The sequence below is a fragment of the Alcaligenes faecalis genome (genome assembly GCF_002443155.1).
GTDB classification, from domain to species: domain Bacteria; phylum Pseudomonadota; class Gammaproteobacteria; order Burkholderiales; family Burkholderiaceae_B; genus Alcaligenes; species Alcaligenes faecalis.
This window is the reverse complement of record NZ_CP023667.1, coordinates 3435337-3455518: the sequence shown is the minus strand read 5'-3', so window position 1 is coordinate 3455518 and position 20182 is coordinate 3435337. Positions and strand designations below refer to the sequence as shown.

The window sequence follows — 20182 nt, the reverse complement described above, 5'->3', positions numbered from 1 at the left end:
GGTCCGGTGCAGTCAGGCAGGACCCTTGCTCCAAGCCAGTCCTGCTCGTGCTTTCCCAAAGGACAAATTTCATGCGCATCGTAAAACCCTTGCGCTTGGGTATTCTGGCACGCCCTTGGAGCTGGCGCGGGCAACACGCGCTAAGCGTGTCGGTACAGGCCTGGTGCTCCATGGATGCCCCGCATGTCTTGAGCACCGATGCACGCATGTGGCAAAGCGTATCCGACCTGATGCAGGACGATGATGTGCTGGATCTGGCCTTGCCCAAACCTTGTGCAGAGTTTCTGGTGTCTGGCCATGCCTGCGCTCCGGGTGGTGAGCCGGTATCTCAACTGGCTGTACAAGCGCGTGTTGGCCCGATAGAAAAGCAGTTGGCTGTATTTGGGCAACGTCAGTGGCGGCAAGGCAGACCGGGCGAGGCAGAGCCTTTTACCCGCGTGCCTTTGGATGGCAGCCGTAGTTGGGGCGGGCCGCAGTATCCTGATAATCCTGCTGGCATGGGGATGGAAATAACCAGTCCTGACGAGCCGCTTTGCTTGCCACAGGTAGAGCCTTGGGAAGGGCGTTTGCACCGTTTTGGTCAGCAGGGCCGTCCAGCGGGCTTGGGGCCTGTATCGCCTTTGCGACCACGCCGCTTTCGTTTGGCGGGCCGTTATGACCCTGCCTGGCAGCAAGGCGATCCTGGCATGATGCTGGACAGTCTGGACCCACATTTTTTCAATGCTGCTGAACCGGACCAGTGGTGGCGTGAGCACAGTCATTGGCCCGCAGACAGTTCCTGGGAGCTGCACCATTTGCACGCCCAACGGCCACAGTGGAGCGGCAGCTTGCCGCAGTGGGAGGCGATCTGCTGGTATCAGGATCGTCGTCTACCCGGCCTGCAAAAGCTGGAGCTACGGCACACCACCGTCTGGTTCTTCCCTGACTTGGGCCACATGCTCTTGCTGTATCAAGGAAGCGTGCCGGTCCAGGACGCGCAGGCACAAGATGTGAATTTGCTGATGCCCGCCTTGGAGCCTTTGGGGATGCCGCGTGGTCAGGACCATTACGAGCAAGTGCTGCGCTTGCGTAGCGAAGGCGATCAGGCAGGATTATTTGCCTTGCGCGACCAGGATTTGCTACCCGCTGACTGCTGTGCGCCCTTGGATGATTTTCAGACTAGTTCAGACGACCCCTTGTCCTTGACCATGCGGATGCGCCTGGAGCGATGGGCGCAGGACGCGGCACACGAACACCCGGCTTGGCAGAACGAGTTGTTTTCCCTGGCGCAGGTCGGGCCTCCCAAGCCCATGGACGTGGACCGGACGGATTGGGTGCAGGAAGTGCGCCAAGCCAATCGCCAGCAATGGGAGGCGCGCCAGCAGATGGAGGAGGGCATGGCGAAAGTGCAGGATTTGCAGCGTGAATCTCCCTTTCAGGATCAGGCCAGCACCCGTGTGACGGTTCGTGATACGCAGCGCATGTTGTGCGAGCTGGATGCCACAGCCAGCGATCAAGCCCCTGTGTCGGGCTTGTTGTCCAAACCCATGGAGGAGGCCAGACGGGCGATGCAAACCTATGCCCCTGTGCCGCCTGCTGCGTCCGATCTGCGTCAGCAGCGGCTGCGCAGGCGCGTGGAGTTGATTCTGGCCGGAACTCGCAATTTATCTGGTCTGGATTTGAGCGGTCTGCATTTGCAGGACTTCGATTTCTCCGGGGTGCGCTGTGTCGGCACCAGTTTTAACGACGCGGTTCTACAACAAGGCACGTTTGCAGGAGCAGACTGCTCTGGAGCCACTTTTGTGCGGGCGCGACTGGAGCAGATTCAATTCGATCAGTCTCAATTGGACGATGTGGATTTCAGTGCGGCTGTGCTGCAATCCGTACAGTTTCGCCAGGTACAGGCAGCCCGATGGCAGCCGCGCGAGTCCAGTTGGCAGGATGTCTTGTTTCAGCAGTCCCATTTGCAGGAGCAGGAGTGGCTGGATGTGGACCTGCTGCGCTGCACCTTTGAGGCCTCACACTTGCAGGGTGTGCAGTATTTGATGCGCTCGCGCTTGTCTGAATTGTCTTATCTGGATTGCCAGTTGCAGCAATGCGCCTGGCTGGATTGTGATCTGCGGAGTTTGTCCTTGAAGGGCTCCAGCCTGGAGGACTCGTCCTGGCTGCTGGGCCTGTTGGACGGTGTCGTCGACTGCCGTGATAGCACCTGGCGTCAAAGTGTGGTGTCCGGTTTGGCCATGCCAGGGTCAAATTGGCGCGGTGCCCGCCTGGAAGAAAGCAATTTGCGTGGGCTGGATTTGTCGCAATCCTGCTTTGAACACGCCCAGCTGATTCGCTGTGATTTATCCGGTGCCAATCTTCAGGGTTCGCAGTGGACGCAGGCCCGCCTGAGCGATTGCATTCTGATTGAGACCGACTTTAGCCTGGCCACCTTGAACAAGGTGGACATGAGCAATAGCCTGGCCGGGGGCGCGAATGTTCAGGGCACGATGCTGGATACCGTGAACTTCTTCCGTGCTGACTTGATGGGTTTGCAAACGGATGCACGTACCCGCAGCCGCAATCTGTATTTGCGCACGGCACGTCGCGACCCGGCCGGGGGACAAGCCTGATGGACGCACATGCTTTGCGTTTGCGTATTCGGCAAGGTGAGCCTTTGCTGGGGCTGGATTTCAGTGATCTATACTTGCCACCGGGCGATTATTCAGGGGCCGTGTTCATCTCTTGCCGTCTGCCGCGTGTGCAAGCCTTGGGCGTCAATCTGGCGGGTAGCCGCTTCCATCAATGTGACTTGAGCGGGGCGGTGCTGGACGCCAGTGTGCTGGATGGCTGTGTCTTCATGGAATGCGTGCTTACCGACCTGTCCTGCAAGCATGTCCAGGCCAGTGAGGTCATGTGGCAAGACTGTGATTTGAAGGGAGCCATTTGGCAGGGTGGTGCATGGAGCGACACCCATTGGGCGCAATGCGTTTTGCAGGCGGGAAACTTCGACCAAGCCCTTTTGCAGCGCTGTACCTGGACGGGCTGCCGCGCAGGGGATTTGTCCTTGCAATCGACCCGGCTGGAGGACGTGGTGGTCACCGACATGGATTGGCGTGGCAGTATTTTGGCCGGCAGCCGCTGGAACAGAGTGACGGCCAAAGCCTGCAATTTCCACGGCATGAACCTGTCCGGGCTGGATTTCAGCGGCAGTGTCTTGATGGAGTCCGACTTTACTCAGGCGGACCTGAGCCACGCCCGTCTGTGCGGCACAAACTTCAAGTCTGCCACCCTGAATCAGGCTGTGCTCAACAAGGTGCAAGCCAGCCAGGCTTTGTTTGTCCAGACGCAGGCTCAAGGGACGCAGATTCGGGAGGCGAATCTGACCCAAAGCCTGTGGGCTCAAGCCCATGCCCCCGAGGCAGATTTTCGGACTTCCTTTTTACAGCAAGCCTACTTCGCGCAAGCGGTGCTGGAGCAGGCCCGTTTCGAGTATAGCCAGCTGCGTTATGCGGATTTCTCGTATGCAGATTGCCGCCGTGCCCGTTGGGATGGCGCGCATTTTGAACGCACCCAGTTTCATCGCTGTCTGCTGGACAAAGCCGGGCAAGAACAGGCCGCAGGCTGCCTGCCCAACGACCCAGCTTTGCACGAGTCTGAAAGCTGGACGGCGCGCCACATGAATCTTGAATAAGGAGCCCTGATGTTTGCCAATTGCCAGCGGGGCGGCATGGACATTGCCTTTCCCGATATCTGCAAGACACCACCGGCTCTGTTGCCGATCCCTTACCCGAATTTTGCGACGGGCCTGATGGGTATTCCCAATGCCTGGAACATCCTGTTGCAGGGTGGGCCTGCCCATAACTTGCTCACAACGATACCCTTCAGTAATGGTGACAATCCGGGTGTGGCTTTGGGCTTGATCTCGCAAACCGTGATGTCGCGTTCGCGCTCCATTACCTGTGTGCCTAATGTGCTGTGGAAGGGAATCCCGGCGACCCGTCTGACTAGTTTGAGCATGCAGAACACGGTGAATACGGTGGGCATGCGGGTAGTGCCCAGCCAGTTCAAAGTGCTGTTGCTAGGTGGCGGTGGTGCCGGGGGCGGCGCCGGTAAAGGCGGCAAGGGTGTGTCGGGCAGTGGGCCGGATGCGGCACGCAAGGCAGCGGCACGCGAAGCCAAGCGGGCACAGCTGAAACGCAACCGGCGTCGGGGTGCACAGCGCGAGCGTGAGGTTGAGGCCGAGCTGAAGCAGGAAGGCCACGAGGTCATGGGCACGCAGGTGTCTGCAAAAACCCCATTGACCCGCCGTGTGATCGATATACTGATCAAGGACAAGAACACGGGCAAAATCCGGGCGGTCGAAGTCAAGAGCGGGGGAGCGCGCCGCTCCGCAACCCAGAAGGCCAAGGACAAGGCGATGGAGAACAAGGGTGCAGAGTTGATTGGCAAGAATGCACCCAAGCAGCCACTCCCCAAGAACATACGCATACCTACGGAGGTTCGACATTGAAAACGCACACTGATCCCGTTAAATATGACGCTGTGGACTGGCATGTAGGCGGGGACTACCCCTCTGACCTGGGCCCGCAAGGCGGTCGTACACACATAGGCATGTATCTGGCCTGGCTGGTGGAAAAAGGTCTGCTGGCCAATGCGTTCATGGATCGCTACCCCAACGAGGTTCGCCAGTGCCGTGATCACATGCTCAAAGGTTCACAATTGCTGCAAGAGTGTTGCGACGATGTGCTGGTCAGCGAAGATATGTCCGAGCTGGGCAAGGCCTTCAGCGATTTTTATTACGACGAGCTGTATCTGGATGATTACGTGGATACGCTGGACGACGAGGTTCTGCCTTCCATTTATCACGTGCCTGACGATTGGGACAGCTACGAAACCTTGCGGCCGGTTCTGGAGCGACGCTACCAGCACTGGCGACAGGAGCAGGGCCTGGACGACTAGCCTCTGACCGATCTATTTTCTTCTTTTGAAAAGCGCTGCCTGTGGGCGGCGCTTTTGCATTATTTGCTTCAAAAAGAGCGTAAATACATCCATTTTGCAAAATAAGTAAGGAAAAATTTTCGTCAAAAAGGTGTCACCTTCGCTTCCTAGACTGGGTCCGTGATCAGTTATCCGAGACGACAGCTATGGTCGAAGGAATACAGGAGCAGTGGCAGCCAGCCTGGATTTTGGCTCCCGAAAATGCCCACTACGGCGAGAACCTGGAATATGAAGCCGACTTTCTGGCCTTGATGCAGGCTCTGCAAGTGCAAGGCGAGCAGCAGTTTGGCCAAACCATCATTCCGGCCCAGGTTCCGGACTGGACGCGCATCGTCCGCCTGGTGCAGGACTTGCTGGATCGCTCGGCGGATATTCGCTTGCTGGTGGTGCTGGCTCAGGCGCGATTGCAGACAGGTGGATTGCCCGCCTTGGTGGAGGTGTGCGACTGGCTGTTAAGTGCCTTGCAACAAGGCTGGGAGCACGTCCACCCGCGTCTGCATGAAGACGACGAGCTGGACCCATTACCGCGCGTCAATGCGTTGGCCGGGCTGTCGGCCATTGATGGTCTGGGCCGCCTGATGCGTGAAGCCCCCGTAGTCAGCCTGGGGCATCGTCAGCTGAATTTACGTGAAGTCGGCCACGTGCTGGATGGCAGTCAGAAAGATACTGGCCTGCCCGGTCGGGATCGACTGGTAGAAGAACTGCGCCGTGCCTTTGCGGCGGGCCAAAGTCAGACAGTGGCCTTGAGCCGTTTGCGCCAGTTCCGCCAGGAGCTGGAGGCTTTGGTGCATCACCATCTGGATGCCGAATGGTCCGTGCGTCTGGATGGGGCCTGGGACACCGTGGAAGCCGCCTGCGCAGTGCTGGACGCGGCAACCTCACTCTCTGCTCCTGCCGCTCCCGAGCCAGTGCAGGCAAGCCACCCCACTATTCCTGTGCCGCCGCAACCTGCTCATCAGGTCGCTCCGGTGATGGGCTTGGCGAGCTGGCAAAACCTGCATGTTTCATCCCGCGAAGAGGTGGTGCTGTTGCTGGACAAGCTGGTGGCGTATTTCGAGCAGCACGAACCCAGCCATCCCGCCCCTTTGCTGCTGCGTCGTGCCCAGCAACTGGTGCCCATGGGTTTTCACGAGCTGATTCGTGACCTGGCACCCGGCGCCTGGGATCAGATCCAGGTTTTCATGCCTCGATCCGAAGCGGCCTCTGCCGCTTCTTAATTCCATAAATCAACTGGAGAAGACCTGATGTCTGTGAAATCCAATTCTGGCAGCGGCCAGAAATTCCTTGGGCGCAATCGGGCTCCGCGTGTGCAAATTGAGTACGACGTTGAACTGTACGGCGCCGAGCATCGTGTGCAACTGCCTTTCGTGATGGGTGTGCTGGCTGATCTGGCCGGACACAACACGGAGAGCCAGCCGGAGCTGGGCGAGCGCAAGTTTATGGAAATCGACGTGGACAACTTCGATGACCGCATGAAGTCCATCGCACCCAAGCTGAACATGCAGGTTCCCAACAGCCTGAAGGGCGATGGCGTGCTGGGAGTGGAAGTATCTTTTGACTCCATGGACAGCTTCTCCCCGGCTGAACTGGCCCGTCAGATCGAACCTTTGGCCCGCTTGCTGGAAGCCCGGACTCAACTGGCGAATTTGCTGACCTATATGGACGGCAAGAGCGGGGCGGAGGAACTGCTGTCCCGTCTGCTCCAGCAGCCCGAACTCTTGCGTGCCCTGGCTGGCCGCCCGCCCCAGGCCCTGACGATGGACGAGTCCCAGCCCGATCAGGACAACGAGCCCAAAGCATAAGGAGCCTACCCCATGACTTCCACCCAGACATTGACCGCCACCCGCGACACGGCCCAGCTGGACGAACTGTCCAGCCTGTTGCAGCAGGAGTTTCGCCCCAAAACCGAGCAGGCTCAGCAGGCGGTTGAGTTCGCCGTCACCACGCTGGCCGAGCAGGCTTTGGACCAGTCCGTGACCTTGAGCGACGACGCCTATCAAACCATTCAGGCGGTGATTGCCCAGATCGATCAGAAGATGACCGAGCAGATCAATCACATTCTGCATCACCCCGAATTTCAGCGCCTGGAAGGGGCCTGGCGCGGCTTGCACCATCTGGTCAGCAATACGGAGACGGACGAACTGCTGCGTATCCGTGTGATGCCTGCCACCAAGAAAGAACTGGCACGTAACCTGAAGCGCTACAAAGGCGTGGCCTGGGATCAAAGCCCCTTGTTCAAGAAAGTCTACGAACAGGAATACGGCCAGTTTGGTGGCGAGCCTTTTGGTTGCCTGGTGGGAGATTATCACTTCGACCACAGTCCACCGGATGTGGAAATGCTGGGTGAGCTGGCGCGCATCGGCGCCGCTGCGCATAGCCCCTTTATCGCGGGTGCAGCGCCGTCCGTGATGCAGATGGAATCCTGGCAGGAGCTGGCCAATCCGCGTGATCTGACCAAGATTTTCTCCAATACCGAGTACGCCGCCTGGCAAAGCCTGCGCGAGTCGGATGATGCCCGCTATCTGGGCCTGGCCATGCCGCGTTTTCTGGCACGTTTGCCCTACGGCGCACGTACCAACCCCGTTGATGAGTTCGACTTCGAGGAAGACACCGACGGAGCCAGCCACGACCGCTACACCTGGGCCAACTCGGCCTATGCCATGGCGGTCAACATCAACCGATCCTTCAAGCATTTTGGCTGGTGCACGGCGATCCGTGGTGTGGAGTCGGGCGGTGCGGTTGAGAACCTGCCTTGCCATACTTTCCCCACGGACGATGGCGGTGTGGATATTAAATGCCCTACGGAAATCGCCATCAGCGACCGCCGCGAGGCCGAGCTGGCCAAGAACGGATTCATGCCTTTGGTCCACCGCAAGAACTCGGATTTTGCGGCCTTTATCGGTGCTCAGTCCTTGCAGAAGCCCCAGGAGTATTACGACGCAGACGCTACCGCCAATGCCCGTCTGGCCGCGCGTCTGCCCTATCTGTTTGCCTGCTGCCGTTTTGCGCATTACCTGAAATGCATTGTGCGCGACAAGATTGGTTCCTTTCGCGAACGCGACGATATGGAGCGTTGGCTGAACAGCTGGATCATGAATTACGTGGACGGCGACCCGACCAATTCCTCGCAGGAAACCAAGGCGCGCAAGCCGCTGGCCGCCGCCGAAGTCTCGGTACAGGAAGTGCCGGACAACCCCGGTTATTACGCCGCCAAGTTCTTCTTGCGCCCGCATTACCAGCTGGAAGGCCTGACGGTTTCTCTGCGCCTGGTGTCCCGCTTGCCGTCACTGAAAGGCGAGCAGAACTGATTCCCACCCTGGCCTTTTGATGGCCTTATTCGACCTCCAAGGAGAAAAGCGTGTCTGTTGATATGTTCATGAAGATTGAAGGCGCCAATGGCGAGTCCAAAGATTCCAACCACAAGGATTGGACCGATATCCAGTCCTTTTCATGGGGCGCTTCGCAACCTGGCAGCATGAGCTCGGGAGGCGGTGGTGGCCAGGGCAAGGCCAATTTCAACGACCTGCATGTGGTCGCTCGCATCGACAAGGCCGCCCCTGCGGTGATGAAGCATTGCGCCAGCGGCAAGCACCTGGGCAAGGTGGAACTGTCGGTGTGCAAGGCCGGTGGCGAGCAGGTGGAATACTCCAAAATCACCCTGGAAGAAGTGCTGGTGACTTCGGTTCAGCTCAATGCCGAGCGCGATGTGGAAAGCGTAATGGTCAATTACTCCTTCCAGGCCGCACGCGTCAAACAGCAGTACTGGGAACAGTCCGACCGTGGCAGCAAAGGTGCTGAAACGCTGGTGGCCTGGGATATCAAGCAAAACAAAGAAGCCTGATCGGGCTTGGGTTTTCAGGCAGGGCCGCTATGGACCGCTTTCGCTTACCGGGACGCCGCGGGGCCGCGCTGATGCGCGGTCAGGCGGATCGCTTGCAACCTTGTCTGCTGGACAGGTTGACCGACGAGCGGCCCGATCAGACCTGGGAACCACCCCAGCCTATGAGTCAGTACCAGATGCGTCAGGCGGTACTGCGCGATCTGGGCCATTTGCTCAACACGCCCAATCAGGGGGCCACCCCCTTGATGCAGGCCTTGGCCCATGTGCGTCGCTCCTGCCTGAACTATGGCATGAGCCCGCTGGCGGGCAAGACCATGAGCGAAGTGGAATGGCTGGATGTGGAAGAAGCACTACGTACCGCGATCTTGTATTTCGAGCCGCGCATCCTGCCCGATACCTTGCAGGTGCATTGTCTGGATCACAGCGCTCAGCGCGATTTGCATAACGTCTTGAGCCTGCGCATTCAGGGCCATGTCTGGTGCGAGCCGTATCCGCAGGAATTCTTGCTACGTACCAGTATTGATCTGGAAAGCGGGCAACTGGACCTTGAAGAGAGTTACGCGTCGGGATGAATCCGGAGCTGCTGCATTACTACAACCGCGAACTGGCTTACCTGCGCGAGCTGGGTGCCGAATTCGCGCAAGCCTACCCCAAAGTGGCAGCCCGTCTGGGCGTGCACGATACGGCGGTGGCTGACCCGTATGTCGAGCGTTTGCTGGAAGGCTTCAGCTTTCTGACGGCTCGTATTCAGATGAAGATGGACGCGGAATTTCCCCGGCTCAGCCAGCAATTGCTGGATGTGATTCAACCTTCCTGGTTGATGCCCACCCCCAGCATGGGGCTGGTGCAGTTTCGGCCCAGCATGAGCGAAGGTGCTCTGGCCAAAGGCTTTACCCTCCCGCGCCATACAGCCTTGCGCTCCCGTATTCCGGCGGGTGAACAAACTGCCTGCGAATTTTCTACCTGCCATGCGGTGGATTTGTGGCCTATGAGCTTGTCGCAAGTCCGTTTGGGGGATGTGGCGGCTGATCTGCCCTTGGCAGCATTGGGCAGCCGACAGGCCGCACAAGCCCGTTCAGCTTTGAAACTGGACTTCACGGTACAGGGCGGTTTGACACTGGAAGAATTGGCCCTGGATGAGCTTAGCCTGCATCTGGACGGCCCGGAATCTGACAGCAGCTTGTTGCTGGATGCCTTGCTGCGGCAAGCGCTGGGGGTGTTCATCCAAATGGAAGATGGAGCCCCACAGTTTCTGGCTACGTCTGATTGTCTGACGCACGATGGCCTGGAAGATGATCAAGCCATCTTGCCCATGGTGTCCCACGAGTTCTCCGGTCATCGATTGCTGCGGGAATATTTCGCCTTGCCGGGGCGCTTTGCCTTTGTGCGACTGCGTGGTTTGCAAGCCGCTATTGCCAGAGGGCGCGCGCAGGAGCGGAAAAGCCGCCGCTGGAGCCTGCACATTGTGCTTAAACAGGTTTGGCCGGATCTGGCGGCACGCGTAGGCCCCGGCCATGTGCGTTTGTATTGCACGCCTGTCGTGAATCTGTTTCGTCGTCGCAGTGAACGTATGGCCTTGCGCCCACAGGCAACAGATCATCATGTGGTCATGGACCGAACGCGCCCCATGGATTTCGAAGTCTGCTTGATGGAGCAGGTGCAAGGGCACAGCCGGCAGGGCTCCGATGATGTGCTGTTTCGTCCCTTGTATGCCAGCACGGCCCAGGATGCAGGGCGCTATGGCAGTTACTACACCTTGCGCCGCGAACCACGCGTGGTATCTGACACTCAGAAGCGCTGGGGTGGCCGCAGCAGTTACGGCGGTAGCGAAGTGTATTTATCATTGGTGAATCAGCATGAGCAGTCCGAGTTTTTCGGCATGAATCAGATTAGTGTCACCGCCTGGTGCAGCAACCGGGATTTGCCCTTGTTGCTGCCGCGCTCGCCCGAGTCTGACTTCAGCCTGCAAGTCTCGGCGCCTGTAGCCGGCGTCAGTTTATTGGGGGCTTTGACCCGTCCGCGAGCGGCATCAACAGGTGGTCGTCAGGCCTGGGATTTGATCTCGCAGATGAGTCTGGCCCAACTGGGGGTGGCCCAGTCAGACCCTACGCAGGCCGCCGGTCGCTGGCGTACCTTGTTGGCTCCGCATGTGGACAGCTCTGATGCCGGTGCCTTGCGTCAATTGGCGTCCATTGCGTCCGTGCAGGCGCGGCCTGTGCAGCGGGCCATGCCGGGGCCAGGCCCCTTGGTGATGGCGCGTGGCGTGCATTTTGAGGTCACGCTGGACCAAAGCGGTTTCCCCGGCGGTCGCCCTTTTGTGCTGGCTGCCGTGCTCAGTCGTTATCTGGCTCGCCATGTCAGCCTGAACAGTTTTGTGTCTACCCAGTTTCTTTCCGAGACAGGGGTGGAGCTAGGTGCCTGGGGACCGCAAGCAGGTACGCGGGCAGTGCTGTGAACCGGGCCGAGCAGGAGCAGTTAAAGCCACAAGCTTCTTTGGAAGAACTGGGCCGGATTATTCAGCAATGGCCTTTTGGTCATGATTTGTTCCGGGTCTTGCGGGCCATTGATGCCTTGCAGGCCGCCCAAGGTCAGCCCCGTTTGGGAACCGCGCCTACGCCTCGTCAGGAAGAAGTGCGGGTAGGCCAGCCGCCTAGTTTGGCTTTTGCCGCCTCCAGCGTGCAAACCGCTCGTTGGGAGGATGAACAGCTGCATCTGGATGTGCAGGGCTTTGGCTTGTGGGGGCCGAATGGCCCTTTGCCCCTGCACATGACTGAGTACTTTTTCCAACGTAGCCGCAACTTTGGAGACCGTGCTGGCGTAGCCTTTCTGGACCAGTTTCATCACCGTCTGTTTTTGTTGTTTTTCAGAGCCTGGGCACAAGCGCAGGCGGTCTGTGATCTGGAGCATGATCAGGACGGTTTTACGCGCTGGCTGGCCAGTCTGGCCGGCGTGGGGAGACAGAGCGAATCGGCTCCCATGAGCGACCATGCCGTGCATTTCCAGGCACCGGCGCTGGCGTCTCAAACCCGCAGTGCACCGGCCTTGCAAGCGCTTCTGGCCAGCTATTTTCAATTGCCCGTGAATATTCAGCAGAACGTGCCAGTGTGGGTGCCGCTGGATGATCAAACCCAGGTCTGTCTGGGCCGCAGCTGTTCGGGGCTTGGGAAAAGCACTGTGCTGGGTGCACGTATTCTGGACGTGCAGCAAACCATACGGATACGGATTGGCCCCTTGAGTCGGCAGGACTATGGGCGCTTCTTGCCGGGTCGTCCGGCCTGGCGGCAATTGCGCTATTGCCTGGCGCTGTATCTGGGGCTGGAGTGGTCGGTTCAGTTGCAACTGGTGCTGCAAGCCAACGAGCAGCCTGATCTGGGCTTGGGGACAGGCTTGGGTTTGGGTCAGGAAACCTGGCTGGGCCAGCCCGGCACGCAGGACAGAGCGGATCTGTGCCTGTTTCTGGACAGCCGCCCAGATTGGCAAGATCCGCGCAGCTAAGGCCTAGGCCTGACGCATTCCCTGCAAAAGATCGAACTCGTTTTCCTTGTCGGACAAGGTGCTGACCCACTCCGGTGCGCGCCCCAAGTCGGGCTGCCAACTGGCTGCCGGAATGGTGCTGTCGGTGCTGGGCGAGCTGGCCGGTTTAGCTGTTGTATCAAAGGGATGCTTGTCCGAAGGATCAGGCATGGGACCACCCACCGGGACCATGCCGGGAACATGCAGATCCGCAAAAGGATCGGCTGCCGGCGCAGTTGCCAAAGGCGTTTCATCCTGTGTGACAGGGCTGACTCCCGATTCCACCCGGTAGTGCATTTCCCCCAAAGTCAGACGATCTCCGTTCTGCAAAGTCTTGACCTGTGCCAGTGCCAACTCGATGCCATTCACGGCAACTTGACCGTCTGCGCTAGCTCGTTGAATTGTCAGCACATCTTGCTGACGACGCAGGTAAGACAGCACGGGCGGCGTCTGATTGTTATCGGGCAAAACCAGATCAGCCTGAGTCCAGGAACCGCAGACCAGACCGGGTTCAGGAACAGGGCGTGGGGCTCCGCCGGACTCTGCTTGCAAGCGCCAATCTACAGCGGTGCTCATGGCTGTGCTCCTGCCACTTTTTCATAAACCGGCCCCCAGGTGGGGTGACCGCGCTCGGCCTGGGCCAGGGTAAAGCCAGGGTCTACCGCCCGTGCCTGCTTGAAACGCTCCTCACACAAGAAGGTGTATTCGCGCACGCAAAAGCTGAAGGCCTGCAGTTTCAAGGCTTCGCTGTATTGATTGGGCGCGGCAGCGGGCAGGGTGCTGGAGCGGCCCACTTGCCGGATCACGGTGCTGTAGTCGCCTTCATTGAAGGCAGAGCGTATTTGCTCCAGTTCAGCTTCGGCAGCCGGGCTGAAAACAGCCACCGGCTTGTTCTGGGTTTGGGCGCAGGCTGTCAGTAAAACGGCCAGGGCCGGAATGATCAGGCGGGCAGGTAAATACATGGCAGGAAAAAGAAAAGTTGTACTTGCCCTCAAGACTAGGAAAGGAAAAAGACAGCCACATGACATGACGCGGAGGGTTTTGTAAGAGTTGTTGCGCAAGGGTAAGCACCGAAACACCCCGTGTCCTTAACAAAGTTGTCGCATTCATGCTTTTAGATGGGGCGCATTGCCATTCAAGGAGACATCGTGACCGCTTGCCGATTGCTTCGTGTGTGTTCGCTGCTGATGCTGGGTTTGCTGGCCTCATGCGCGTCCACCTCCAGTCGCATGGCCGTGCCCTACGAGATTGTTCTGACTGCTGATGAACAGCTCAACCCGGATGCCACGGGTCGGCCTTCCCCGGTACAGGTGTTTGTGTTCGAGCTGCGCTCGGGCAGCACCTTTGAATCCAGGGACTTCTTTGCCCTGCAGTCCGACCCGCAACAAGCCTTGCAGGCGGATCTGCTCAATGTGGAGCAGATCGTGCTGCGCCCCGGCCAAGCCCATACCTTCAAGCGGCCAGGCGATTTGCAGGCCACCGCTGTGGGCGTGGTCGTGGGGTATCGCGAGCTGGATGCCAGCGTGTGGCGCGTTCTGTTGCCGCTGCCCGAGTCGCGCACCACCAATATCTACAAGTTCTGGCAGTCGGCCCCGGATGCCGTCCAGGTCAGCCTGCAATTACGCAAAAACGCCATTCATGTTGTTGATTGAAAGGGCGTAGAACGGATTATCTCAATGGATAAAGTCATTTGGACCGAAGGGCTGTTTTTACGACCCCAGCATTTTCAGCAGATGGAGCGCTATCTGGAGCACTATGCCCACGCCGGACGGCGGGCTGCGCAGCCATTTTGCTGGGGCTTTGAAACCTTGAGTCTGGACGAGCAGGCCCTGAGCATGGGCAGTGTCGCCTTGCGCGAAGCGTGTGGCCTGCTGCCGGATGGCACGCCCTTTGATTGTCGGCCGGGTGCGATGCAGGTTGTGTCCTGGACAGCCCCCGAAGTGGTGCGTCCCGAGCGCCTGATGCTGGTGCTGCCCCGTCGTCAGGCTGGTCGGGCAGAGATTCAGTTTGAGGGGCACAGCTCGCGTCGTTCGCGCTATGTGGTCAGCGAACAGGATTTGTATGACAGCAGTGGTTTGTCGCCTGAACCTTGCCTGTCGCAACTAGGGCGTTTGCAGCCAGTTTTGCTGCCCGAATCCGAGGTGTATGAAGACAGCATTGCCATGCCCGTGGCTCGCATTCTGGAGCGCAGGCCTGACCGCTCGCTGGTGTTGGACCCGGATTTCATTCCCCCCATCCTGTCCATTCAGGCTCATGCACGCCTCAGTGTTTTAAGCGCGGATGTGCAGGCTTTATTGCAGGCCCGTGCACAAGCTTTGGCAGAACGCCTGGGGCCGGGAGGGCGCGGGCAGGGTGATGTGGCCGACTTCATGATGCTGGAGCTGGTCAATCGCTACCGGGCTGCCTTGTGGGCCATGGAGCAGCGCGTACACGTACATCCTGGCGAGCTGTATCAGACCTGGATGGAGCTGCATGGCGCCTTGGCCACCTACACCCAGGACGGACGTCAGCCGCTGGTCTGGCCCTCCTATCAGCATGACGATCTGGCCCAGTCCTTTTTGCCGCTGGTGCTGGAGTTGCGCCGCGCCTTGTCTGTGGTCCTGGAACAGCAGGCCGTGTCGATTGCTTTGGAGGACAAGGGGCAGGGTGTACGGCTGGCCCAGATTGCGGACCGCGCACTCTTGCGTCAGGCGGGTTTTGTGCTGGCCGTACAGGCCGATTTGCCCGCCCAAACCGTGCGGCAGCATTTTGCGGCACAGGTGAAATTGGGGCCGGTAGAGCGCATCCGCGATCTGGTTCATCTGCAATTGCCGGGTATCGGTTTGCAGCCCTTGTCTGTCGCGCCACGCGCCTTGCCGTATCACGCCGGCTTCACCTACTTCGAGCTGGAAAAAGGCGGCGAGCTGTGGCGTCAGCTGGAGCAGAACGGTGCATTGGCCCTGCATTTGGCCGGAGACTTTCCCGGCCTGCAACTTGAGTTTTGGGCAATACGCCGCTGACCCGGAGCATGGCTATGAACGAGACAGTTTCCTGGAATAACGGCCCGGTCCCGGACGAGCGCCGATCGCGGGCGGATGCGCCGCGTTTTGTTGCGCAAGGGGCCAATCCCTTGCTGGAGGCCGCCAACCCTTTGCTGGTGATGGTGTCCGATATACGCCGCAGTGCCCGACATGCAGACCCGGCGGGTCTGCGTGCCAAGCTGGTGGCTGAAATCCGTCAATTTGAATTGCGCGCCCAGGCCGTGCCCGTGGCCAATGAAACCATTTTGGCGGCGCGCTACTGCTTGTGTACGACCTTGGATGAGGCGGCTGCGCTCACCCCTTGGGGGCAGGCTGGAGTCTGGTCCTCGCACACTTTGCTGGTCACCTTTCACAACGAGACCTGGGGCGGGGAGAAGTTCTTTCAGCTTCTGGATAAATTGATGCAAAGTCCGGCGGCGCATTTGCAGTTGCTGGAGCTGATGTATTTCTGCCTGGCTTTGGGGTTTCAAGGCCGCTATCGCGTGCATGAGCAGGGTGCCAGCCAGCTGGAAACTGTGCGTCAACGTCTGTACATGAGCTTGCGCCAGTATGGGCAGACGGTGCCCGCCGCTCTGTCCCCGCACTGGCGCGACAATCCGGCGCAGAAAGTCGGCAAGCCTTTGCCTGTGCCTATCTGGGTGGCTGTGTGCGTGGCCTTGCTGCTGTGCTTGTTGATGTATCTGGGTGCCAGTCTGTTGCTGAACCGGCAGTCTGATCGGGCTTTCGAGGACATCGTGGCTTTGCGCCTGCCGGCCTTGCAGACACAGGGCCAGCCGCCGTCCAGTGGCGTCGCACCGCAGGCACCCTTGGCCTTGGCAGAGCTGTTGGCCCCCGAAGTGGCCGAGGGTCTGCTGACCGTGCGAGATCAGGCCGATCGCAGCGTCATTATCTTGCGAGGCGACGGTCTGTTCGACTCAGGAGCCGACCAGGTCCGTGCGCCGCTACTCCCTGTCATTGCTCGTATTGCGGATGCCGTTGAAGCTGCACCGGGCTTGGTACTGGTGGATGGCTATACCGATAACGTCCCCATACGCAGTGTGCGCTTTCCTTCCAATTTCCATCTCTCGCAGGCACGTGCCGATTCGGTTAAAGCCGTCTTGCAGGAGCGCTTGAGTCAACCGGAACGTGTACGCGCCCAAGGTCGGGCCGATGCCGCGCCAGTGGCTGATAACGGCACTGCTCAAGGTCGGGCACAGAACCGTCGGGTGGAGATCACGATTGTGCCCTTGAGCAAGGAGGCCGGGCAATGACACGTCTTTTGAGTCTGGTCTTCAGCCGCAGCGTCTGGACCTTTGTGGGTGTGCTGATCCTGCTGGTGCTGATCTGGTTGCTGGGACCCTTGTTGGCGATTGGTCAAACCCGGCCACTGGAAACCGAGCTGTCGCGCTGGATTGCGATGGCGGTTGTGGTGGTGTTCTGGTTGTTGCGCCTGTTGTGGCGCAGTTGGCGGGAAGGCCGCTTGAACGCGCAATTGCTGGGGCAATTAAGCCGCCCGGCACAGAAGACGGCAGCACCGGGCAATACGGCTACGCCTCATCCTTTGCAAAGCCAGTTTGATGAGGCCATCGAACTGCTCAAGCGGATTCGCTTTGGTTCGCATATGGGCGGCCGCCTGCGCTCCTTGCTGTCGCGTCAGTACGTGTATCAATTGCCCTGGTATGTCTTTATCGGCGCACCCGGAGCGGGCAAAACCACGGCGCTGGTCAATTCCGGCTTGCAGTTTCCCTTGTCGGAGCGCTACGGAAAAACGTCGTTGCGAGGCGTGGGTGGAACGCGCAATTGCGATTGGTGGTTTACCGACGAAGCCGTCTTGCTGGATACGGCAGGCCGCTACACCACACATGAAAGTGATCCGGTAGGCGATGAACAGGAATGGCGTGGTTTTCTGGGCTTGCTCAAACGCTATCGTCGTAGGCAGCCGATTAATGGCACCTTGTTGACCATCAGTGTGCCGGATTTATTGTCCAGCACGGCCGCGCAACGTCATGATCATGCGCAGGTCTTGCGCCAGCGTTTGGCCGAATTGCGTGAGCGTTTGGGGATTCAGTTTCCTATCTATGTGCTGGTAACCAAAATGGATTTGCTCCAGGGATTTCAGGAGTATTTCGACCATTGTGATCGTCAGGAGCTGGAGCAAGTCTGGGGCTTCACCTTGCCCTATGAAAGCTCGCGCGAAGCGGGATTCTCCTTGTCGCACACCTATGGGCGCGAGTACGAAGCCTTGCATCAACGTCTGGAACGTGGCCTGGCGGCCGTGATGGCCGAGCAGCCCAATGAAAGCGTGCGTGCCGAGGCCTATCTGCTGCCTCAACAGTTTGCTCGTCTGGGGCCGGTGCTGGAGGAGTTTCTGGAGCAGGTGTTTAGCCAGTCCCGCTTTGAGGCTCCGTTGTTGCTGCGTGGCGTGTACTTCACCAGTGGTCGGCAAGGGGGCGTGCGCCTGGATCAGGTGCGGGAATCCATGCGCGAGTATCTGGAAGTAGATGTACAGGCGGATCAAGCGCAGCCGGTGGCCGGTCAGGGCCGCAGCTATTTTCTGACGCAGCTGCTAAAAGAGCTGATTTTTCAGGAAGCTGGGGTGGCAGGCCGGGACGAGCGTTGGGAGCGTCGAGTACGTTTGCGCCATTTTCTGGTCTACGGTCTGGTGGCGGTGGGCGTGCTGCTACTGGGGCTGGCCTGGAGTCGCAGTTTCCTGTTGAACCGCAGCTATGTGGAGCAGGTTGAAGGACGTGTCCCCCAGGCTCAGCAACAGGCGGATCAGACACAGGTGCTGGATACCACTCCGGCAGTCGGCTTGCTGCCTTTGCTGGATATGTTGTCGCTGCTACCGCAAAGCGATCAGTTTCCCTTGGATGCGCCCGGTCTGGAGCGGCGCATGGGCCTGTATCAGGGCGACAAGATGAAGGCCGCTGCCGATACCGTCTATCAACGCGCCTTAGAAAAACTGCTGGCCCCCTTGCTGGCGCGTCGTATCGAAACCGTGTTGCGCAGTGAGCAGGCGCAGGATCTGGAATACGGCTACGAGGCGCTGCGCGCCTATCTGATGCTGTACGACACGCGACGCTATGACGCTGCCCATTTGCAGACCTGGCTGCTGGGCAGTTTGAAGCAGGACTTGCCGGCAGGATTTACCCAGTCGCAATACGACAGGCTGGAAAGCCATGTTCGTGCCGTGACACAGGCGGGCTTGCTGCTCAATCCCTTCCCGCGCAATGAAGCCCTGATTGAACAAAGCCGGGAGCGTCTGGCGCGTATCAGCCTGGAGCAACGCACATACAGCCGCATGCGCCGCATTCTGGCGGCCACACCTGGATTGATGTCCATGTCTGTTGCAGGCATGGCTGGGCCGTACGCGGCCTCTGTGTTCAAGCGTGAAAGCGGTAAACCGCTGACTGAAGGGGTAGAGGGTCTGTACACCTACGAGGGTTACTGGACCGTGGTTGAGCCACGCATCGACAGCGAGTTGCAGCAGATGCGTGAGGACGATCGCTGGATTCTGGGGCTGGATACGGGTGCCGGTCAGTCTGAGGCGGCGCGTCGTGCGGCCAGCCAGGAATTGCGCCGCCTGTATCTGCTGGATTATGTACGGGTCTGGGATGAGTATCTGGCTGACTTGCGCTTGCTGCAAGGCGGCAGCTTGCTGGAAAACATTCAGTTGGCGCGGACCTTGTCCATGGCCGATTCGCCCCTGAAGCAGTTGGTCCAGCAGGTGGCCTTGCAAACCCGTTTGTTGCGAGAGGATGCGCAGCAGGGTGCGTCCTTGGGAGCGCAAGCCAAAGTGCGGTTGGACGATACCCGGCAGGCGCTGGAGCAGATGTTCGGCCCGGTCGGTTTGGAGGGCAGCCGTCGTAATGAGCCTCAGGCCAAGCAGGTAGAGGCGATTGTGGATCAACACTTTGAGCCTTATCACCGCTTGGCTTCCAGCAGTGGCGGGGCACCCGCGCCTATTGATGGCACCCTGGAATTGCTGGATGAGTTCTATGCCTTTTTGACTTCCTCGGATGCGGCTTTGCGTAGCGCGGGCACTCCTCCACAGTCCAATGTGCTGACAAAGCTGCAAGCAGAGGCAGGCCGACTGCCCGGCCCCTTGCGTGATGCGCTGGATCAGTTCTCAGTGGGGGCTTCTGCCGAGATTGCGTCGCGGACTCAAGCCAGCCTGGGGCAGCTGGTGAATGCCACCATTGGCCAGTTTTGTCGTAGTGCGATTGCAGGGCGCTATCCCTTCGCCGCTCAGTCCAATCAGGATGTGGCCCCTAACGATTTTGCCCGCATGTTTGCGCCGGGTGGCTTGATGGATGCCTTCTTCCAAGAGCACCTGATGCATCAGGTGGATATGTCGGGTGGACGCTGGCGCTTCAAGCCGGGCATAGACGGACAGGCGGCGGCCAACTTCCGTTATCTGGATGCGTTTCAGCGTGCGGCTGTGATTCGGGATGTGTTCTTCCCGGCAGGCAGTAATCAACCGCGTATCGATATGGCGTTCACGCCTGTTCAGCTGGATGCAGAACTGTCGCAAGTGCTGCTGGATGTGGATGGCCAGGTGCTGCGTTATGCCCATGGCCCGCAGGTTGCCATGGGGGTACAGTGGCCGGGGCCGCGGGGGGGCCGTCAGGTCAGTCTGGAGGCACAGCCACAGTCCGAAGGCTCGGGGATGAGGGCGACCGGTGCCTGGGCGCTGCTGCGCTTGCTGGACAAGGCACAGCCTGTATCGGGCGCGTCTGCCGGGGCCCAGCGCTTGTCCTTTGCCTTGGGAGGTCGCCAGTTTGTGGTGGATGTGGTGGCCAATAGCTCCAAAAATCCGTGGCGTTTGGCGGAGATGAGAGGCTTTAGCTGCCCGGGGAGCCACTGA

Annotated in this window: 17 protein-coding genes; 15 read left to right on the top strand and 2 right to left on the bottom strand. The window is 59.4% G+C overall.

The window, feature by feature from the left end:
* Positions 1–71 precede the first annotated feature (71 nt).
* From CPY64_RS16040 to tssG, 11 genes are all read left to right on the top strand, one after another.
* On the top strand, positions 72–2594 hold the full coding sequence (locus CPY64_RS16040; protein ID WP_042485770.1) for a DUF2169 family type VI secretion system accessory protein: 2523 nt from the start codon (positions 72–74) through the stop codon (positions 2592–2594).
* The gene (locus CPY64_RS16035) at positions 2594–3655 is read left to right on the top strand and encodes a pentapeptide repeat-containing protein (RefSeq protein ID WP_042485773.1); all 1062 of its coding nucleotides are present in this window, start codon (positions 2594–2596) and stop codon (positions 3653–3655) included. The genes CPY64_RS16040 and CPY64_RS16035 overlap by 1 nt, the downstream gene beginning before the upstream one ends.
* A 9-nt stretch (positions 3656–3664) precedes the next feature.
* Positions 3665–4474: a PAAR-like domain-containing protein gene (locus CPY64_RS16030; RefSeq protein ID WP_042485776.1), complete on the top strand. Its 810-nt coding sequence runs from the start codon at positions 3665–3667 to the stop codon at positions 4472–4474.
* A complete protein-coding gene (locus CPY64_RS16025; protein ID WP_042485780.1) occupies positions 4471–4923 on the top strand; it encodes a DUF7832 domain-containing protein in 453 nt (150 codons plus the stop codon). The genes CPY64_RS16030 and CPY64_RS16025 overlap by 4 nt, the downstream gene beginning before the upstream one ends.
* Before the next feature lie 185 nt (positions 4924–5108).
* Positions 5109–6179, top strand: coding sequence for a type VI secretion system protein TssA (tssA, locus tag CPY64_RS16020; protein ID WP_052362952.1), 1071 nt, complete (start codon positions 5109–5111; stop codon positions 6177–6179).
* Positions 6180–6206: 27 nt separating this feature from the next.
* On the top strand, positions 6207–6764 hold the full coding sequence (gene tssB / locus CPY64_RS16015) for a type VI secretion system contractile sheath small subunit (protein ID WP_086061191.1): 558 nt from the start codon (positions 6207–6209) through the stop codon (positions 6762–6764).
* A gap of 12 nt (positions 6765–6776) precedes the next feature.
* The gene (gene tssC / locus CPY64_RS16010; protein ID WP_009455530.1) at positions 6777–8270 is read left to right on the top strand and encodes a type VI secretion system contractile sheath large subunit; all 1494 of its coding nucleotides are present in this window, start codon (positions 6777–6779) and stop codon (positions 8268–8270) included.
* A 50-nt stretch (positions 8271–8320) separates the two neighbouring features.
* On the top strand, positions 8321–8803 hold the full coding sequence (locus CPY64_RS16005) for an Hcp family type VI secretion system effector (protein ID WP_035270090.1): 483 nt from the start codon (positions 8321–8323) through the stop codon (positions 8801–8803).
* 29 nt (positions 8804–8832) lie between these two features.
* Complete coding sequence (tssE, locus tag CPY64_RS16000; RefSeq protein ID WP_042485785.1) at positions 8833–9375, top strand: type VI secretion system baseplate subunit TssE; 543 nt, start codon at positions 8833–8835, stop codon at positions 9373–9375.
* Positions 9372–11258 (top strand): type VI secretion system baseplate subunit TssF, encoded by a 1887-nt coding sequence (tssF, locus tag CPY64_RS15995; protein WP_042485788.1) that lies wholly within the window; start codon positions 9372–9374, stop codon positions 11256–11258. The genes tssE and tssF overlap by 4 nt, the downstream gene beginning before the upstream one ends.
* The gene (tssG, locus tag CPY64_RS15990; RefSeq protein WP_052362953.1) at positions 11255–12298 is read left to right on the top strand and encodes a type VI secretion system baseplate subunit TssG; all 1044 of its coding nucleotides are present in this window, start codon (positions 11255–11257) and stop codon (positions 12296–12298) included. The genes tssF and tssG overlap by 4 nt, the downstream gene beginning before the upstream one ends.
* A 3-nt stretch (positions 12299–12301) precedes the next feature.
* On the opposite strand, the gene CPY64_RS15985 is transcribed toward tssG, so the two are convergent.
* Both CPY64_RS15985 and CPY64_RS15980 read right to left on the bottom strand, forming a co-directional pair.
* A complete protein-coding gene (locus CPY64_RS15985) occupies positions 12302–12892 on the bottom strand; it encodes an FHA domain-containing protein (RefSeq protein WP_042485791.1) in 591 nt (196 codons plus the stop codon).
* On the bottom strand, positions 12889–13278 hold the full coding sequence (locus CPY64_RS15980) for a TssQ family T6SS-associated lipoprotein (RefSeq protein WP_042485795.1): 390 nt from the start codon (positions 13276–13278) through the stop codon (positions 12889–12891). Before CPY64_RS15980 ends, CPY64_RS15985 begins: the two co-directional genes overlap by 4 nt.
* A 186-nt stretch (positions 13279–13464) precedes the next feature.
* Here CPY64_RS15980 and tssJ point away from each other — a divergent pair, with 186 nt between their 5' ends.
* From tssJ to tssM, 4 genes are read left to right on the top strand one after another with little or no spacing between them, the layout of a single operon-like run.
* The gene (gene tssJ / locus CPY64_RS15975) at positions 13465–13968 is read left to right on the top strand and encodes a type VI secretion system lipoprotein TssJ (protein WP_223253981.1); all 504 of its coding nucleotides are present in this window, start codon (positions 13465–13467) and stop codon (positions 13966–13968) included.
* 24 nt (positions 13969–13992) lie between these two features.
* Positions 13993–15315, top strand: a complete 1323-nt coding sequence (gene tssK, locus CPY64_RS15970; protein ID WP_042485801.1) for a type VI secretion system baseplate subunit TssK — start codon at positions 13993–13995, stop codon at positions 15313–15315.
* A gap of 14 nt (positions 15316–15329) precedes the next feature.
* Complete coding sequence (locus tag CPY64_RS15965; protein ID WP_042485803.1) at positions 15330–16586, top strand: DotU family type VI secretion system protein; 1257 nt, start codon at positions 15330–15332, stop codon at positions 16584–16586.
* On the top strand, positions 16583–20182 hold the full coding sequence (gene tssM / locus CPY64_RS15960; RefSeq protein ID WP_042485807.1) for a type VI secretion system membrane subunit TssM: 3600 nt from the start codon (positions 16583–16585) through the stop codon (positions 20180–20182). Before CPY64_RS15965 ends, tssM begins: the two co-directional genes overlap by 4 nt.

Bases quoted from the DNA above. Each gene is read 5' to 3' on its own strand.
- CPY64_RS15965 (WP_042485803.1), top strand. From the start codon at position 15,330: ATGAACGAGACAGTTTCCTGGAATAACGGCCCGGTCCCGGACGAGCGC.
- tssB (WP_086061191.1), top strand. From the start codon at position 6,207: ATGTCTGTGAAATCCAATTCTGGCAGCGGCCAGAAATTCCTTGGGCGC.
- CPY64_RS16040 (WP_042485770.1), top strand. From the start codon at position 72: ATGCGCATCGTAAAACCCTTGCGCTTGGGTATTCTGGCACGCCCTTGG.
- tssM (WP_042485807.1), top strand. From the start codon at position 16,583: ATGACACGTCTTTTGAGTCTGGTCTTCAGCCGCAGCGTCTGGACCTTT.
- CPY64_RS16030 (WP_042485776.1), top strand. From the start codon at position 3,665: ATGTTTGCCAATTGCCAGCGGGGCGGCATGGACATTGCCTTTCCCGAT.
- tssE (WP_042485785.1), top strand. From the start codon at position 8,833: ATGGACCGCTTTCGCTTACCGGGACGCCGCGGGGCCGCGCTGATGCGC.
- tssK (WP_042485801.1), top strand. From the start codon at position 13,993: ATGGATAAAGTCATTTGGACCGAAGGGCTGTTTTTACGACCCCAGCAT.
- tssC (WP_009455530.1), top strand. From the start codon at position 6,777: ATGACTTCCACCCAGACATTGACCGCCACCCGCGACACGGCCCAGCTG.
- CPY64_RS15980 (WP_042485795.1), bottom strand. From the start codon at position 13,278: ATGTATTTACCTGCCCGCCTGATCATTCCGGCCCTGGCCGTTTTACTG.
- CPY64_RS16035 (WP_042485773.1), top strand. From the start codon at position 2,594: ATGGACGCACATGCTTTGCGTTTGCGTATTCGGCAAGGTGAGCCTTTG.
- CPY64_RS15985 (WP_042485791.1), bottom strand. From the start codon at position 12,892: ATGAGCACCGCTGTAGATTGGCGCTTGCAAGCAGAGTCCGGCGGAGCC.
- tssA (WP_052362952.1), top strand. From the start codon at position 5,109: ATGGTCGAAGGAATACAGGAGCAGTGGCAGCCAGCCTGGATTTTGGCT.
- tssF (WP_042485788.1), top strand. From the start codon at position 9,372: ATGAATCCGGAGCTGCTGCATTACTACAACCGCGAACTGGCTTACCTG.